Origin of the sequence: Peribacillus sp. NPDC097224, assembly GCF_044761985.1 — a bacterium.
In the GTDB taxonomy this organism is placed as follows: domain Bacteria; phylum Bacillota; class Bacilli; order Bacillales; family DSM-1321; genus Peribacillus.
In genome coordinates, this window is sequence record NZ_JBIWDK010000019.1 from 1 (window position 1) to 17,091 (window position 17,091).

Consider the following 17,091-nt stretch of genomic DNA (forward strand, 5'->3'; position numbering starts at 1 on the left):
TTGTGATGTATCTCCAATCCTATCTTTTCTTTATACAAATAAAAGTACCCTATAGAGAGACTTTTTAAAGTGTCTACTCTATAGGGTACATTTTACTATGAGATCTTGTAGGCTTTTTTATAGCCACTCTTCAAACTGAAGAATCATTTCACCTACACCCAAACTAATACGATGTGAAGTATAGGACTAACATCCATTTCAAAGTAGTCACTACAAATTATTGGCATAAATAATTTACTCATGCTCAGTTTTTAAAAACTATCTCTTTTAGTTTTGGTGTTTTCTTGAAAAAGGTTGTATAATAGGTCAATTGTTGAATAAGTTTGAAAGGTTGTTTTTGTATGAGCTATTTTAAAACTTACATGTTGCTTATTGGAATCATGATTATTTGGGGTTTCAACGTTTCTGTTATAAAAATTTTAGTTGAACACATTCAACCTGTGACCATAACTTCTCTAAGAATTTTTACGGCTTCTTTGATAGTCTTTTTAATTTTGGGAATGCTTGGCCTCATTCGTCTTCCAAAAAAATCTGAACTTTTTTACATTTTTGGGGGAGCCCTTTTGAGCGTAGTCTTTCACCATTATTTTTTAGCAGAAGGGTTAACAAAAACTTCAGCTACGAATACTGGATTGATTTTGGGGATGGGGCCTTTATTGACAGCCATCTTTTCTATGGTGATTTTTCGCAATAAACTTACATTCATTCGAGTTCTTGGGTTTATTTGTGGGGCTCTTGGCGTGAGTGTTACCGTTTTGGCCGGAAGTGGAAGCATCCATTCTATTAATCTAGGAGATTTTGATATTTTACTCTCCATTCTTTCACAAGCGCTAAGTTTTATCCTGATTTATAAAGCTTCGAAAACGATGGACCCGCGGCTATTAACGGGTTACATGATGCTAATTGGATCATTTATTTTATTTGCCATAAGTCTTTGGAAGGAACCACATGGTTTAGCTTCAATCTCATCTGCTTCGTTTTCTATCTGGGTAGCTTTCTTTTTCTCAGCTATTTTTGCTACAGGAATAGGTCATATGACTTATAATTACATCATTGGAAAGGTTGGAGCCGCAGAATCCTCTATCTTCTTAAACTTCAACACCTTTTTTTCATTAGTCGGTGCGGCTTTTCTTTTGAACGAAGCAATCGTTCCAGCACATTTTTTTGGTCTTATCTTCATTGTTTCAGGAGTATTACTTGGATCGGGAGCAATAGAAATATGGTTGCTTCGTCGAAAAAATGAAGCTGTGTAGTTTCTAGCTACTATTCATAAAATTGATTGCTGTCTCATATTCGACCCTAAATTGGAGTGTACATCACTTGTTTTTCTGGTAAAAAAAGAAAAGATTATTCCACCTAGTCGTTCCGCAGCAATCTTTTAGAAAAGGTAAACGTACATAACTATTCCTTTATAATTACTCCTTTCAAACTGTCTGTACTAGTTTAATCTTTTTTTAATCCCTAAAAAATGAAATGAAACTTAATTATAACTAAGAAAAAGCCTACATGACTCTATGAGATCATGTAGGCTTTTTAGCTGCAAATATCATAAATTCTACAACCTTGTTCTATATAAAGTTCTGCTTCTCATGATTTCAAGTTTTCCTTCAGTAAAAACAGGGTACATATTACCTATAGCAACACAGAAATGAGGTGTAATATTGGATACAAAAAATGAAATTGTTACTCATATATTAGATAAAGATACCGAGTATTTTAGTAAGTTATACTCTAATCATGAAGAAATGCTAAAGAGTATTGCCTTAAAATTAACTGGATCTAAGATCTATTCAGAAAACTTAATTTCAGAAGTTTTTAAAGAGTTATGGGACTCTCCTCAATACTTTAAGGATTCTAACGACACGAAGATATCTACCTTTCTCATGAAAAGGATCGTTTATAATCATGTATATTATAAACGTTATCTTAAAAAAGATTAATAATCATACAAACCTTACTATTAAATCATCTCCTCTACTTCACCATATTCTCTTCCATCCAGGAATTAAAATTGATTCTATGTTAAAAAAGGAACTTGAACTTATAGTCATAAGAAATACAGAACTTTTTCCGTAATAAACTAGATGAATGAGATTTCGAAGATTTCCCAAGAATTAATTTTTCATCATCTATCTAGAAAACATAATTGTGTAATATAACATTTCACATAGAAATTAACCCATCATACACGACGTTTAATTTGCAGGCAAAAGGGTTCGGAAGTATTTAATTCCGAGCCCTTTTGAATTTTTATTAAAATCTGTCGTGATAATTTGTTTGTCATCATATATTCTTTTCTCTAACTCGACAAGCTACATGCCATTTTTAGATCTATAATCATAAGAAAGCACAATCCCACTACAGAATTGCGCCAATAATAGTAATAATTAGTAAAATATAAAGACTGCATTTGAAAATTTCCTCATAACCATTCCCTCTTTTTATAGGTCAGAGATCATTCCGCCATCTACTACGAATTGACTTCCAGTCGAATAGCTAGAATCATCGGATGCAAGGTACATAACTAAATTAGAAACTTCCTTTACTTCTGCTCTTCTTCTTAGGGGAATATCTTGTTCAAGTTGCTTTAGATATTCTTCAACATCTGGTTGGTCAGCCATAGGTGTTTTGATGATTCCAGGATGTACGGAATTCACACGGATATTATAGGGTCCAAGCTCTGCAGCAGCCCCTTTTGTCATACCCGTGACAGCATGTTTAGAAGCACTATAAGCAATGGCCGTTGGCGCACTTACTAAACCATCTACTGATGAAATGTTAACAATTGAACCTACGCCAGCTTTTTTCATAGAAGGAAGTACTTTTTGCATTCCCAAGAATACTCCCAGTTCATCTACTTTAAATGTTAATTCGAAGTCTTTTACGGTTAATTCTTCTAAAGTTTTGAAAATACCAATGCCTGCGTTGTTTACTAAAACATTGATTGGACCAAATGTTTCTTCTGTTTTTCCTACCACTTCTACCCAGTTCTCTTCACTAGCAACATCTAATTTAAGAGCGATTGTATTTTCTCCCAATTCATTGGCTAGTTTTTGTACACCTTCAAAGTTTAGGTCCGTAATTGCTACTTTTGCGCCTTCTTCCACGAATTTACGAACATGCATAGCACCCATACCTTGTGCTGCCCCTGTAATGATAGCTACTTTACCATCTAATTTACCCATGATATTCCTCCAATGTTAAATAAAATTCTCATTTACTTTCTTACAATTATTATTTGTCAACGGAATCTATTTATCCATTCGATTCTGGATATTCAAAACTACTCAACATCGTCCACGCAGAAGAATGTGGCTGTGACATTATTTTCTCTTTCTTTATTACAATTACTTTTTTCGAGAAGTCCATTGCATTCACTAACTGCATATTCTTAATATCTATGTTTGGTCGACTAAACAACATCTTTTCGGTAAGACTACACCCTAGTACCAATCTATGCTATAAAACAAAGAAATGGATAAAGTTCATCTATATTTTTATCTCATTAGATATAGACATGATATAATTAAAAATGATTGTAGAAAAGCAATATTATGATGGAATTTAGCTAACCTTATAGGTTATATTAGTTCTTGTGAATAAAAGAGGAGCTACAAAATACAATGAAAAAGCAATCACAGAGGACCTTATGGGCTCAAGTAGTTAAAACAGGAATTATCAAGTCAAATCTTATTCCAATGATCGCAGGATTAATGCTCGCTTTATATACGTATCAATACAGTTTTGTAGATAACGTTTGGAATGTAGTTTTTGCATTTTTAGGAACAGCAGCCGTTATAGCCGCAGCCGGTGCGTTCAATAACATTTATGATCGCGATATTGATGCCATTATGGCTCGTACAAAGGTTCGCCCTACAGTTACAGGTGCTATATCGATTAAAAAAGTTTTAGTAGCTGCCATTTTATTACTAGTGATCGGGTTAGTTTTATTATATTTAACCTCTCCATTAGCATCTTTACTTGGATTTTTAGGGGTATTTTTCTACGTTGTCCCTTATACAATGTGGACTAAACGCCATACTATTTGGAATACGGAAGTTGGGAGTATTTCTGGTGCCATGCCTCCTTTAATCGGTTGGGCATCAGTCGCTCCAGATATTTGGCATCCCGCTTGCTGGGCATTGTTTTTAATCATGGTGATTTGGCAAATGCCTCACTTTTATGCGATTGCCATCCGTAAGGAAAAAGATTATGCTGCAGCGAATATTCCAATGCTTCCCGTTGTCAAAAGTAGGAAACGGACATATATTCAAACCAACTTCTATTTGATTTTATTGGTGCTATCCAGCTTTTTATTTCTACCACTAAGCTTAGGTCTCACCTTAATTTCACTTATCTTAGGCCTAATTTGGTTAGGGCTCAGCTTATTCGGACAACGTAAAAACGAACTGAAGGTTTGGGCAAATAAAATGTTTGTATTTTCCTTAGTACACATGATGGTCATCTACTTTACGGTAATTATCTACGCTTCAATCGGGTTAATTTTAAACGCATTATAATGAACTTACTTAACCAGCATACTTCTATAAGCTCAAATACAGCCAATTAGGCAAAATAAAAAACGGGGCTGTCCCAAAAGTCTGGCAAATGACTTTTAGGACAACCCCGTTTATTTATAAAATTAATGCAAAAATCTGTTAGTGAATAATCTTTATTTTACCTTAAAGGCTCTTACTCACCTACCATACCGTCATTATCGTTATCACGCATATAGGGATATAACCAATGATCCCTCGTTATGGGCATACTGAAACCTGCTTCTTTTGCTTCTTTAATCGTAACTTGTCCATTTCCGTTAGTATCAACACTAGAAATATCACCGTTTTTATTTGAACTCGTTGAATTTTGATTTGATCTATCTGAATTAGAAGGTTTGCTGCCTGTTAAACCGAGTGATGCATTTACTTCATCAGGGTTTCCATTGTCAAATGAATCAACAATCTTGTTGCCCCTTAACGTATAGGTATATTGATAATGTGAAGGAATCTGCGTTTTCGAATTTGGATATGTAATAATCGCTTCAAAATTAGTGGCTCCACCTGCACTACGAATCGCATTCTCCATATAAGCTTGGTCACCGTGGCGGTTAAGTGTACTATCTTGTGGGGTAATATTATATGCATTCGATACCCCTCCGAGAGAATCAGCGATGATATGTCCTTCATCTAGAACATCACTTTCGACACCTGGAACTTTCGCCTCATCAGAATAGTATCTTCCAGACGATGTTACAGGTTCGTTACGGTCATCTTGTAAAGTGATTTCGTCAGCGATGACACGTACTAGTTGCCCGTATTCATTAGTAAATGCCCAATATTCACGGTCCCCATAGCCAATGTCAACAACGACGTTGGGTTCACGATATCCAGACAAATCACCACCATCAATTTCAATACGTTTGTATCCTGGGAACTTTTCATCGTTTGATTCGGTTGTTGTTTCTTCAACTATTGATCCGTCAAGATCCGTATTGATAGTCTCTTCCTTTATACTATTTTCATCAGTATTGACTGTGGTTACTTCTTGTGAATCTGTTTCTCCTTCTGTAATGGTTGCATTTTCTTCGTTCGTGCAACCAACCATAAACATAATCGTCAAAAGTAATGCTAAATAACTTGTTATCCTTTTCACTTTTAGGACTCCTTATAATAGTATAATAACTTTACTAACTTAATAACCTTAAAAACATTTAAGTGTATCTTATCACATATTGTTATTCTATTTTTCTTTTCCTCTGTACAATTCACACGATAACTCACGTACAAATTCACATACTCAGCTAAAATTATTTCCGTCAGTGTGATCTAGGATAAGTTTCCATGTAAAAAAATACATAGCAGAACCTAATGACAGGTGCTTCCATGTATTAGTACCTAAGCAATTTAATTTATATCATCATTATTTTTTCGTGGTAATCCCTATTTAGTGCCCAAACTCAGGCAACCCGTTGCTATCTTTTTGGCTTCACATATAAATAATTAATAACAGAAAAAAAGACTAAAACTTTTGGTATATCAAGGGTTCCGTGCTACCCATCAGATGACCTGTAAGGGAATTGAACCCCCAATTTCTTCCGTGCCAATTGTCCAATCATTCGCCTATCAAAAATCCTGAATCGATAAATGACTTGTCAACTGTTGACTAATCAACTATAATGAAAGCCGAATCAAATTCCAACAAAAAAGGGTGAAAAATATGATACAACAAAAAACAGCTTTAGAAAAATTAATGGATGAACGTAAATCGGTGCGTAAATACGAGCCTGGTGTTACTATTCCTCGTGAGCAAATTCAACATATTTTAGAACAAGCAACATCAGCTCCATCATCAAGTAACTTACAGCCTTGGCGCTTCCTTGTTATTGATGATCAAGAGCAAAAGAAAGAACTACGCATTGCTGGATTTAATCAGGAACAAATCGAAACATCATCAGCGATTATTGCGGTATTAGGCGATAATGAAATGTATAAAAACGCTAAACAAATTAATGATTTAAATGTTGAGCTAGGTTATATGCCACGTGATATTGCTGATATGATGATTGCCAATTCTGAATCTGCATATAGTAATTTTTCTGAAATTGAACGAACAAATATTGCACATTTAGATGTTGGTTTAATTTCTATGCAAGTAGTACTTTTAGCGAAGGACATGGGCTATGAAACAGTAATAATGGGCGGTTTTGATAAAGCAGCATTCGCTAAAAAATATGAGCTACCTGCCAATGAGTTACCGATGATTTTAATTGCTATCGGAAAGCCTGCTATGCCAGCACGTAATTCATCACGTTTACCGTTTGAACAAATTATTCGTTTTTCAAGCTAAGTGAATTAGAGGAAGTATTCACATGACGTGTTATTGATTCGTATCACTAAATCATTAATCATATCTTGATTCACGTAAGTTTGAAATTTGTTACACTTTATCCAAATGAACGGAAATGCTATCATATAGGGATCGCAAAGCGTCCAAAAGCTAAATGTAACAAAGAGCAGTTTTTGGCATACATCATTAGATACCTAAATTGCTTTTATAATAGGGCCGAATTCGAACACAAGTTTTAGTGAGCGCAAAACGACGAGCAACCAATGTGAGGAGGAATAGTATGGAAGTTTGTTTGGATGATAAGAAACAAATGATTATGATGTTGAAAAGGTTAGACCGTCACGTCACTCAAATTTTTGAAAAGAGAACAGAAGTTAGTTTGACTAGATATGAAATTTTAGTTTCTTTAGTTAAAAAGGATAGTGTTACACAAAAGGTACTGCAACAATCCTTAGCTATCGATCAATCGGCCATTACGCGCCATTTAAAGTTGCTTGAAGAACAACAATATGTCGAACGCAAACGTAATGAAAAAAACAATCGCGAAGTACTTGTAAAGATTTCAGATAAAGGACGAGCATTATTAGAAGGCTGTACAATGTTTAAAGATCAATTTATGAATGATCTCTATGATGATTTTTCAGATAGCGAATTAGAGCAACTCAAGCAATTTCTCACGCGCTTAAATTACAATATTGAGAAGCTTTGATTTTTGCTCTGCATTGTAAAAATCTATTGTATTAAAACAGACTAAGAATAGCAGCCAGTGCTTTTGCAAATACTTGTTTTTCATCTGAAGCAGACGTAAGGATTTTTTTTCTTCTGTAAATGCAGCCCTCAGTTGTTCATTTCCCTCTGCATAGCCTTGATATTTCGCAACTGATCCTGTTTAACTATAATTCATATCTACAAAAGAAAAGCTGTGCCGAAATCCACTCAAACCTGGATTTTGACACAGCTATTTTTCGCTTATTAAACTATTCCAGTACCGCGACAGCTTCGCAATGTGGTGAATTTACTCAACATTTCAATATTAAGCAATCCTTCCGCCAAAAAGGGTGCCCCCCTGTATTGAATCTTTTTATGCCAAATAAAAAGAAAGAAGTGAATCACGTACAATATCAAGACTTCCATACAGCAAAATTAGCGATGTTCCAATTTATTGAGGGTTGGTATAACAGAAAAAGGATTCATAGTAGTTTAGAGTACCAAACCCCACAAGCGATTGAAAATCAAATTAGGAATCCAGCTAAAAATTTAACTTTTGCGTGTCCAAAATACACAGCAGGCATTCTCTGAAAGTTTACGAATTAATAAATATAACAAAAGAAAAGCTCTTCTTAGGCAGGGAGATACCACTTCCATTAAATGTTGTTTCGTATTAATGTGATGTGTTAGGTAGTTTTTTATAGTAGATTTGATACCATCTGCCCTAGCAGCAAAATTGAGTTACCCAGAGAAACAAGTTCTAGTAATCGTTGGAGGTATGGTTTCTGTCCCTCGATATATAAACATTAGCGTAGCGAAAAACAGGCACCGACATTCAGCTGCCTCTATATATCAATCAAATTATGTTTAAAAACGAATTCAACCAGTTCACTTTTTTTAGTAAAGTTTAGTTTATTGAAGATTCTTGTTTTATGTGTGTCTACTGTTTTTATACTTATCAGTAGTTCACCTGCAATTTCAGTTAATGAATGTCCCTTAACAATCAGCTGTAGTACTTCTTTCTCGCGGGGGCTTATTGTAGAATACATCTTGTGAATCTTTTCTTCACTCTGCTTATTTTTTATCATTGACGTCATTTCCTTTGGCCGCAAGTATATATAGCCATCCATAACTGTATCAATAGCAGAATACAATTCTTCATCTACAGCTACTTTCGGGACGTAACCCGATGCACCTGCTTCCATAATTAACGATACATATTCCTCATCTTCGTACATTGTTAAGACAATCACTTTTGCATATTCATATCGTACCCTTATATTTTTTAGTACCTGTAGTCCGTCCATACCGGGCAAAGAAATATCGAGGATTAAAATATCCGGCACTAATTTATCATAAAGCTCAAGAGCTTTATGCCCATCATCAGCTACTCCCACAACTTGATAAGAAGTCCGTTTTTGCAATAAAAGTTTTAACCCTGATATAAGAATGGCATGATCATCAACTAGCATAATACTAATTTTCCTTTTGAAACTCTGTTTCAACTTTACCAACTTCTTTCTAATTTAATGGTAGAGAAACGGAAATTTCTGTCCCTCCCATCTTGTTCGTCCTGATACAAAATGTACCACCCTGCAACTCTGCTCTTTCCTTCATTCCATGTATACCAATCCTATTTTGTTGCTTAGCTTTTTCAAAATCTGCTTCATGAATTCCCTGACCATTATCATTTATTGTCAAATTGATCCATCGTTTATTAATATCCAAGCCAATCATAATTTCAGTAGTATTGGTATGTTTCACCACATTACTCATGCTTTCTTGAACAATTCGGTATAGAGCCAACGTAACATGTTCAGCTATTGTAACGTCATCATCAGGAACAAATAAATGAACTGGGATTTTGTATTTTCCCTCAAAATTTCTCGCATATTTTTTTATCGCTGAAACAAGCCCCATCTTATCAAGGATCGGTGGCCGTAATTCAACGGCTAGATCCCTTATCTGTTTTAAAATTCCTGCAGCTATATCTCTGCTTGTATAAAGTAACTCACGTTGTTCACCATCTTTCGCCTCATTAGCCATAATTCGCATGGTTACCATTAATGAGGTGAGAGCTTGACTTGTCTCATCATGAAGTTCACGTGAAATTCTTTTTCTCTCATCCTCTTGAACAGATAATAACTTCGATATCAACTTATCACGCAATAAATCCTTTTGTTGAAGTTCCTTAAGTAAATAGTCCACTTCATTATTAGAATTAATAAGATGATCAGTCATTTCATTAAAAGCTTGTGCCAGTTTTCCAATCTCATCGTTATTGGTTCCTTCTGCTCTTAAGGAAAAGTTACCTGCCGATATGCCTAAAGCTACATCTACTAAAGTATTGATTGGCTTAGTTATAATACGGGTAGCAAAATAAGCCATTCCCATGGCACCAATTGATACTAACAATGTGGCAATCAGTAATTTAACGATTCTAGAATATATATATTCCAACGATTTTTCCTCTGACATCCCTACTCGAACATACCCTACTTCTCCTTCTTCGATAGGAACAATGACATCGTGGATATTACCTTCGTTTGAGGATAAAGTTGTATACTCTTGTTGGGTAATCCCTCTGGGCGTATGTGCCTTTAATATTCCTTTTGGCAGAATCTCAGGATTCGGAAATGTATGGGCATAAAGCATGCGACGACTATCAAAAACTAAGATATAGCGAATTTCTTCATCTACCTTTTTTGTTTCTTTAATAAGATTATCCACCGCATATTGATCGTCAAATAGAATGTAGTCTGAGCTTGTTTCTGCAACATTTTTTGCAATATTGACACCACGTTTCGCGAGATCCTCCGTCATCATATTTGTAAGTGAATCCCATATGATCCATCCAAAAATGCTAGCTAGAAAAAGTGAGGAGAACATGATAGCCCCAAGTATCTTTTGGTTTATTTTCAAGTTATTTATCCATTTCATAAAGAACCTCATAATATTCCGAGTCGAATGGGATAAAGCGATCAATATATAAACCTTGAAGTGCTAGCTTCATAGAATCCTGTTCGTGCATAGTAAGAAAACTCGCTTTAATCATTTCCTTTTCTTCCTTAGCTAAATTACTTCTGATAACCACAGGTCCAGTACCTAACGGCATCGATTTTTCAATGATTTTTAATGTTTCGACTTCTTTAGGGTTTTCACGTCTCATCGTTTCAAAAACTAGGGAATTGACAGCTGCAACATCTACAGTATTATTTAAAACGGCACTAAGGGATCGTTCATGGCTATATGTGTATACATGTCTCCCAAAAAAGCTTTCGATGTCTTCCCCCAAATTTTCCAATTCTTCTTCCACAAAAAGATATCCAGAATAACTTGAAGGATCATAAAATGCAATATCTTTGCCTTCCAGATCATCAATTTTCGAGAAACCGCTTTCAACACTTGCAACAATGTAACCATAATAGTAAGGGCTCCCAAATCTTTCTTGCGTAGCAATTCCTTCAAATCCTCCGTTTTCTCTATACGTGATATAAGCTCCTGTTGGAAGTAGAGCTATATCAGCTCCCCCATTGATCATTAGGTTGCTGATTTCATTATAACTTCTGCGTTGAATTAAAATGGCTGGTCGCTTAAGTTTCTTACCGATAAAATTTGCGATTTTACGATAGTATATAATCGTATCCGTTGGAGAAAGCACACTCGAAATGGCTAACCGGATCGGATCTTGTTTATCCTCTTTACTATCTGTAGGTTGCTTTTCATATTCTGAAAAATCAATTTTATAGGTTGATAGATTTGACCCACAACCTATTAATAAGATGATTATTAATAAAACCGGAATAACCTTGAATAATTTTCCCATAGTATCCCTTTCTAGGTCGAATTCCTCAACAACAATTCGTAAAATTAGAGTTTTATTCCTAAATTAGTATTTACTATTATATCACAATCATAGTTTCACCTTGTCACAATTTTAATAGTATTAGTCGCACAGTGTAGGATATTTTCTGACAGGTAATAGGAAATCTGCTGATAGTTTAAAGGGTTAAAAAGTAAGATAATATTATTATGTAAAACACTTGTGTTACCTACCTTTTTTTAAGCACTTCCATTATAACAGGAGGGATGCCATTAGAAGATATTTCAAGCAGCTTAATAAAATATGCTAATAGAATCAAGACTTTAGAACTTATAATATACTGTATTGGAGTGGTTTCAGTAATGGAATTAGTTAACCAAAAGCAAAATACCGAGAAATTTGCACGTTATCTCTATCGGCGGAAAATAATTTTTCTAATTGCATTTCTAGGGTATGTATGTGCTTATCTTGTGCGGAATAATTTTAAGTTAATGTCAAATAGTATCATGACTACAAATGGATGGGATAAAACAGATATTGCTTTGTTACTTTCTTGTTTAACGATTTCTTATGGATTAGCTAAGTTTTATATGGGAGCATTAGGAGACCGTGTTAGTATAAGAAAACTTTTCTCGGTCTGTTTGGGAGCAAGTGCCTTAATCGCCATTCTCATTGGCTTTTTCAACACATCGATTGCAGTATTAGCCATTCTCCTAATATTGAGTGGAGTTGTACAAGGTGCTTTAGCTCCTGCCTCTCAAATGATGCTTGCTAATTATTACTCGAATAAATCTCGTGGAGCAGCCATTGCGGGTTGGAATATCTCACAAAATGTGGGATCAGCTTTACTTCCTTTGATCATTGTGGCCCTAACCAGTATGGGACTAGTCGTTCCTGAAACAGGAAATATTTTCATGGCTTTTTTAGTTCCAGGAGTTTTGGTACTGATTTTTGCATATTTATGTTGGCGTTATGGCGGAGATAGCCCTGAATCTGAAGGCCTCGATTCCTTAAGAACCATGTATGGGGATGCCGGGGAATCTAATGTGGCAACTGAAGAAGAAAAAGTTGGACTGAGCTATTGGCAATTAATTTGGAAATATGTTTTTACCAATCCACTAATATTACTAGTATCTGCTGTCAACGTGGCCTTATATTTTCTCCGTTTTGGAATTGCAGATTGGATGCCAATTTATCTTAGCGAAGTGGGGAACTTATCGAATACAAGAGCACAATTGGCTGTTTCAGTTCTTGAATGGATTGCGATCCCGGGATCACTTGTGTTCGCATGGTTAGCTGTTAAATATCCGAACAAAATGGCTAAAATTGGATCAATTGGCTTGTTTGCCATGGTGGCGTTTGTCTTTTTCTACGAGAGGTTAGTTAGCGGTGGTGTTACAAATTACGCATTATTCTTAGTAGTTTGTGGAATTTTAGGAGCCTTAATTTATGGACCACAATTAATTGTTAACATTCTAACAATTGACTTTGTTCCTTTGAATGTAGCTGGGACGGCAATTGGTTTTGTGGGTGTTACGGCGTATTTAATTGGAAACATGGGTTCCAATTGGTTAATGCCAATCCTAGCTGATCAATTTGGTTGGTTTTGGTCTTATATCGTTGTAGCCTTCTTATCAGCATTCGCAGCGGTAGGCTATCTAGTGTTGTCAAAAGCCGAACAGAAAGTAAAAGTTGTTTAAATATCTATAGGGTTCTATTATTTATGGTGTTGATGAATCAAAATTCATCAACACCCTTTTTGTTGTTTAGGAAATTTGAAAATAATCGATTTGTGAATAACTGTTCTGTATAAAGTTCGTAGTTGAATTGAAAGGTATGAGTTGGATGATCAAAAGGAATAGTGGGGTCATTAAACGAATACTTAAAGAACATTTCGATGGTTACAGACTTAGGCTATGCAAAATGCCTTGGCTGTGAATATAATTCCGAATCCTTATTTTGTAAAATCCTTACTGTCATAAGTGTGGAAAGCAGTACACTGATGATTGGTCAGAAAAAAACAAGAATTATTATACGAAGTTCCTCATCATCACATCGTATTTAAAACTAAATATTCTTTAGTTTACTAAAGGATACAAATTGTGAACAAAGCAAGTATCTTGCAAAAGTATCTATCATCATAATCAAAAAAAAAGCTCCAAACCCTTGAAACACAAGGATTTGGAGCTTCAATAAGGTGATGAATCCGACTGGATTCGAACTAGCGACCTCTACCCTGTCAAGGTCTGAGGAAGTCACTTTCATATGTATCATAGGGTATAAACAGCATTTTAACCCAATGACCACTTCACGTTCAATTTTAATTATTTTCATTATAATATGGTTGTCTTTTCCTGTAAAGTAGTCAATAATAACTTAAATTTTTTCTATATGAATAAAACAAGCTGAATTTTGAAAACAAAAAGGTACAAATGTATAATTTTTTCAAAAAATTTGTATTAAGCCTGTAACATGATATATGTTATAGATCAGGGTGTGGCTAATTTCTCTCCTTAGCTAAAATCTAAATTTATATTTTTTCTAATAATATTAAGGTGTGGCTTTATGCCCACCTTTTTTATTTACCGTCAATACAATTTTATTTCATAACTAGAGAAGGTGTACATCTTGGAAAGTAATAAGCGTGTTGCATACGGTCAGATAAACTATTTTGATTATCGTTATGTGCGTCAATTACGTTTACTTAGAAACTTAACCCTTAAAGATTTTGAAAAGTATTTTGGCTGTGATAGAACTATTATTTCTCGAATTGAAAACGGACATATAGTCTATACCTCGACTTATGCCGAATACTTTAAAAATGCATGTAAATCGCTACGTTTGACAAATTCCGAACTACTAGTGATAAGAGGAATATTAGAACAACAAGACAAACTTATTCCATGCTTCTGTCGCAGTCATGTTCTCATAGTATTTAAAAGTACCATAACCTGCTATCTTTCTGTAAGGTGCTTTTAATAAGAACAATAGGTGGATCTCCGTCTTTTAGCTTTCGTACATTCCACGGAGTAGGTGTCCAGAATTTCACTACTTGTGGAGTATTTTGTGACTTTAATAAGTTAAACCAATTTTCATCCATTGGTGCTATAGCAAGCATAAACATCCCCCTTTATTTTAATTCTCTTTAATCTCTTTTGTTTCATTTTTCACATTCACTAGATTATAATGTATTTCACTAATCGAATTTTCCTATCCTTAACAACGAAGAATTTATTTTATAAGGTAAAAATGTGATCACAATTTCAAAAGAAGGGAACGCATTTAAAGCATTTTTATACTTTTCTTTTATTTTTTCTACAATGAGGGCAACCACCTTTCCCCTTCCTTTGCCTATTATTGATTACTGCTTCCCACTCATGTCCTTGTTCGCATTGCCACCAAACCTTCTTATTAGAACCGGTTGTGACATCTTTTGGTGTTAGATTGCCATTTTTATTTTGGTTCCACTGTTTAGCTAATTCCGGTGATTTATTTGCTAAACAATTTTCCAAACTAGCTTTTCTTCCACTACAGTATGGACATCAATTACCTTTGTTCCTACTATATATTCTCGCTTCCCATTCATGCCCTTTTTTACATATCCACCACACTTTTTTACTGGAATTCGGGAATACATCAAATGGTGTTAATCCGACATTTCTTTCAAGTTCCATTCTCTAACAAAGTCTAATCCAGACTCTGCTAAACTTATCTCCTTAGAAACCTTTTGGTTTGAACAATAAGGACAACCATGCCCTCTTGTTCTTACCTTAACGGCAGTTTCCCACTCATGTTCCTTATCACATTTCCACCAAACTTTCTTATCAGAAGAAGGTAATACATCATATGGAGTTAAATCCTCATTTTTTTGGTTGTTCCATTCCAATATAAGATCAGGTCTAAAACTAGCAAGACTCTTTTCTGGAGATACCTTCTGTCCGGCACAGAAAGGGCAACCTTTTTTGTGTAAAGTTCTTGAAGAAATATCAGTTTCCCACTCATGACCTCTAATACACTTCCACCACACTCGTTTACCTGATCCTCTAGATACATGTTCGGGTTTTAAATTACCATTTTTTTCGGATGCCATTCTTTAGCTATTTTAGGAAAAACGTTTAACAAACTATTCTGTTTTTCTTGGTATTCAATAATATTATATATTTCTGCCCTATCATGACTTAAATTAGGATAAAAATCCTTTGTTTTTTTATCGTCTAAATGGGTTAATAACATTTTTAATGCATTCTCTAAACTAGCCTCACTTCTGTCTTCATGGGTAAAATATGTTATACGACTGTCATCTTGAGGTAAAACAAGCCTTCCTTTTCCCTGAATCCTGATGAGGTTTATACCTGAATTTATCAAAATATTATTTTTTAGTTCATCTTTCTCTCCTTTTTCCATATGATAATATGCCCCATCATATTCAATTCCAGTTTTTATATCTTCAATAAAAATATCTATCTCTATATTTTTTTCATTTATTTTAATTATCTTCCTATGTACAATGTTTGAATAGAATTTTTTTAAATAATATAAATGGATATTTCAGGAAACGAAGTACCCCATTCTTTTACACAAATAGGACATCCCTTTGAATTGGATTGACCATTTATCTTTTTCCTCCACTCATGTCCCTTCTCACAATTCCACCATACTTTAATATCTGAACCACTCGTTACTTGATATGGGATTATATTTTCATTTCTTTTAAAATTCCATAATTTTAAAAGATTCGGATTCTTAGTTGCAAGACAATTTTCTAAGTTGACTTTTCTACCTGAACAATACGGACAACCAACACCTAAAACTCTACTATTAACACTTGAACTCCACTCCATGACCTTTTTTACATTTCCAACAGACTTTTTTTTCGGAACCACTTGTAACATCATATGGAGTTAAATCCTCATTCTTTGTAGGATGCCATTCAGATGCTATTTTAGGATTTACAAATGCTAAGTTTGTCTCCCTTGTTGCATAACGACCGCTACAAAACGGGCAGCCCATTACTTTCTCATGTTTAAACCAAGTATGAACTTCTCTTTCAAATTCATGATTTTCATCACATATCCACCATACCCTTTTACCTGCCCCATAAGTAACATCATATGGGGTTAGTTTTTTATTTTTGACTGGATGCCAAAACCTCGCAACTTCGGGATGTGTGGTAGCCAAACAATTCTCTAAACAAACTTTTCTACCTGAACAATATGGACAATCCTACTTTCATAGTAGTACGAGAATTGATTGTTGTTTCCCATTCATGTCCCTTCTCACATTTCCACCATATCTTTTTAGATGAACCATAAGTAACATCATTAGGTGTAACGTTATCATTTTTTTCCGGGTGCCATTCTTCTGCTAATGCAGGATGAGTAACTGACAAAGGATATTGGGTTTTCTTCATTTTAATTCCCCTAAAATTATAACTGGCACTTACTTAGTACTAGTATTTTTTATTTGTTTAAGGACTATTTGTTTGCTGAATCTGCATTATAATCCCTGTTTCATTAGGTAAATTATACCTCTTTAAGAGTGCTAGTTAATATAAAGAAAGGCAACGGTGAAGGAAAAAATATTTTACTACATTAAAAATGCCTTAATTTCATGAAAAAGGGGGCTGTCCCAAAAGTCAGGAAAATGACTTTTAGGGCAACCCTTTTTTTATGAAATTTATGCACAAAAAAATCGCCCTTTTTAGTAAAATGAAG

At 34.6% G+C, this 17,091-nt stretch carries 21 protein-coding genes; 8 read left to right on the forward strand and 13 right to left on the reverse strand.

Annotation, left to right across the window (positions count from 1 at the left end):
- The first annotated feature begins 341 nt into the window (after positions 1–341).
- Positions 342–1,253: a DMT family transporter gene (locus ACIQXR_RS20325; RefSeq protein WP_402876093.1), complete on the forward strand. Its 912-nt coding sequence runs from the start codon at positions 342–344 to the stop codon at positions 1,251–1,253.
- A gap of 408 nt (positions 1,254–1,661) precedes the next feature.
- Complete coding sequence (locus ACIQXR_RS20330; protein ID WP_402876092.1) at positions 1,662–1,940, forward strand: RNA polymerase sigma factor; 279 nt, start codon at positions 1,662–1,664, stop codon at positions 1,938–1,940.
- Positions 1,941–2,441: 501 nt separating this feature from the next.
- On the opposite strand, the gene ACIQXR_RS20335 is transcribed toward ACIQXR_RS20330, so the two are convergent.
- On the reverse strand, positions 2,442–3,185 hold the full coding sequence (locus tag ACIQXR_RS20335) for an SDR family NAD(P)-dependent oxidoreductase (protein ID WP_402876091.1): 744 nt from the start codon (positions 3,183–3,185) through the stop codon (positions 2,442–2,444).
- Positions 3,186–3,623: 438 nt separating this feature from the next.
- Here ACIQXR_RS20335 and cyoE point away from each other — a divergent pair, with 438 nt between their 5' ends.
- A complete protein-coding gene (gene cyoE, locus ACIQXR_RS20340; RefSeq protein ID WP_402876089.1) occupies positions 3,624–4,520 on the forward strand; it encodes a heme o synthase in 897 nt (298 codons plus the stop codon).
- A gap of 172 nt (positions 4,521–4,692) precedes the next feature.
- Here the strand turns inward: cyoE and ACIQXR_RS20345 are convergent, their stop codons facing one another.
- The gene (locus ACIQXR_RS20345) at positions 4,693–5,610 is read right to left on the reverse strand and encodes a DNA/RNA non-specific endonuclease (RefSeq protein ID WP_402876095.1); all 918 of its coding nucleotides are present in this window, start codon (positions 5,608–5,610) and stop codon (positions 4,693–4,695) included.
- A 606-nt stretch (positions 5,611–6,216) separates the two neighbouring features.
- Here ACIQXR_RS20345 and ACIQXR_RS20350 point away from each other — a divergent pair.
- The 3 genes from ACIQXR_RS20350 to ACIQXR_RS20360 all read left to right on the forward strand — a co-directional run bounded on the left by ACIQXR_RS20350 (position 6,217) and on the right by ACIQXR_RS20360 (position 8,145).
- On the forward strand, positions 6,217–6,846 hold the full coding sequence (locus tag ACIQXR_RS20350; protein WP_402876088.1) for a nitroreductase family protein: 630 nt from the start codon (positions 6,217–6,219) through the stop codon (positions 6,844–6,846).
- 280 nt (positions 6,847–7,126) lie between these two features.
- Positions 7,127–7,555 carry a MarR family winged helix-turn-helix transcriptional regulator gene (locus tag ACIQXR_RS20355; protein ID WP_402876086.1) on the forward strand — a complete coding sequence of 143 codons (429 nt, stop codon included), beginning with the start codon at positions 7,127–7,129 and terminating at the stop codon, positions 7,553–7,555.
- 362 nt (positions 7,556–7,917) lie between these two features.
- Positions 7,918–8,145 carry an IS3 family transposase gene (locus ACIQXR_RS20360; protein WP_403080593.1) on the forward strand — a complete coding sequence of 76 codons (228 nt, stop codon included), beginning with the start codon at positions 7,918–7,920 and terminating at the stop codon, positions 8,143–8,145.
- A 254-nt stretch (positions 8,146–8,399) separates the two neighbouring features.
- Here ACIQXR_RS20360 and ACIQXR_RS20365 read toward each other — a convergent pair whose 3' ends face one another.
- The 3 genes from ACIQXR_RS20365 to ACIQXR_RS20375 are packed head-to-tail and all read right to left on the reverse strand — an operon-like array spanning position 8,400 to position 11,380.
- Positions 8,400–9,026, reverse strand: coding sequence for a response regulator (locus ACIQXR_RS20365; RefSeq protein WP_402876082.1), 627 nt, complete (start codon positions 9,024–9,026; stop codon positions 8,400–8,402).
- 49 nt (positions 9,027–9,075) lie between these two features.
- Positions 9,076–10,494, reverse strand: coding sequence for a sensor histidine kinase (locus ACIQXR_RS20370; protein WP_402876079.1), 1,419 nt, complete (start codon positions 10,492–10,494; stop codon positions 9,076–9,078).
- Positions 10,478–11,380, reverse strand: a complete 903-nt coding sequence (locus tag ACIQXR_RS20375) for a substrate-binding domain-containing protein (protein WP_402876078.1) — start codon at positions 11,378–11,380, stop codon at positions 10,478–10,480. Before ACIQXR_RS20375 ends, ACIQXR_RS20370 begins: the two co-directional genes overlap by 17 nt.
- 263 nt (positions 11,381–11,643) lie before the next feature.
- Here ACIQXR_RS20375 and ACIQXR_RS20380 point away from each other — a divergent pair, with 263 nt between their 5' ends.
- Complete coding sequence (locus ACIQXR_RS20380; RefSeq protein ID WP_402876076.1) at positions 11,644–13,077, forward strand: MFS transporter; 1,434 nt, start codon at positions 11,644–11,646, stop codon at positions 13,075–13,077.
- Positions 13,078–14,062: 985 nt separating this feature from the next.
- Positions 14,063–14,356, forward strand: coding sequence for a helix-turn-helix domain-containing protein (locus ACIQXR_RS20385; protein ID WP_403080595.1), 294 nt, complete (start codon positions 14,063–14,065; stop codon positions 14,354–14,356).
- Here ACIQXR_RS20385 and ACIQXR_RS20390 read toward each other — a convergent pair.
- The 8 genes from ACIQXR_RS20390 to ACIQXR_RS20425 all read right to left on the reverse strand — a co-directional run bounded on the left by ACIQXR_RS20390 (position 14,313) and on the right by ACIQXR_RS20425 (position 16,787).
- A complete protein-coding gene (locus ACIQXR_RS20390; RefSeq protein ID WP_402876096.1) occupies positions 14,313–14,495 on the reverse strand; it encodes a hypothetical protein in 183 nt (60 codons plus the stop codon). The two genes, ACIQXR_RS20385 and ACIQXR_RS20390, sit on opposite strands and share 44 nt — an antisense overlap.
- A 175-nt stretch (positions 14,496–14,670) precedes the next feature.
- Positions 14,671–14,889: a zinc-ribbon domain-containing protein gene (locus tag ACIQXR_RS20395; RefSeq protein ID WP_402876072.1), complete on the reverse strand. Its 219-nt coding sequence runs from the start codon at positions 14,887–14,889 to the stop codon at positions 14,671–14,673.
- Positions 14,890–14,919: 30 nt separating this feature from the next.
- Positions 14,920–15,051 (reverse strand): zinc-ribbon domain-containing protein, encoded by a 132-nt coding sequence (locus ACIQXR_RS20400; protein ID WP_402876070.1) that lies wholly within the window; start codon positions 15,049–15,051, stop codon positions 14,920–14,922.
- Complete coding sequence (locus tag ACIQXR_RS20405; protein ID WP_402876068.1) at positions 15,024–15,467, reverse strand: zinc-ribbon domain-containing protein; 444 nt, start codon at positions 15,465–15,467, stop codon at positions 15,024–15,026. Before ACIQXR_RS20405 ends, ACIQXR_RS20400 begins: the two co-directional genes overlap by 28 nt.
- A complete protein-coding gene (locus tag ACIQXR_RS20410) occupies positions 15,440–15,781 on the reverse strand; it encodes a hypothetical protein (RefSeq protein WP_402876066.1) in 342 nt (113 codons plus the stop codon). The genes ACIQXR_RS20405 and ACIQXR_RS20410 overlap by 28 nt, the downstream gene beginning before the upstream one ends.
- 122 nt (positions 15,782–15,903) lie before the next feature.
- Positions 15,904–16,272 (reverse strand): zinc-ribbon domain-containing protein, encoded by a 369-nt coding sequence (locus ACIQXR_RS20415; protein WP_403080594.1) that lies wholly within the window; start codon positions 16,270–16,272, stop codon positions 15,904–15,906.
- Positions 16,196–16,555, reverse strand: coding sequence for a zinc-ribbon domain-containing protein (locus ACIQXR_RS20420; protein ID WP_402876063.1), 360 nt, complete (start codon positions 16,553–16,555; stop codon positions 16,196–16,198). Before ACIQXR_RS20420 ends, ACIQXR_RS20415 begins: the two co-directional genes overlap by 77 nt.
- Positions 16,556–16,577: 22 nt before the next feature.
- A complete protein-coding gene (locus ACIQXR_RS20425) occupies positions 16,578–16,787 on the reverse strand; it encodes a zinc-ribbon domain-containing protein (RefSeq protein WP_402876061.1) in 210 nt (69 codons plus the stop codon).
- Positions 16,788–17,091 lie beyond the last annotated feature (304 nt).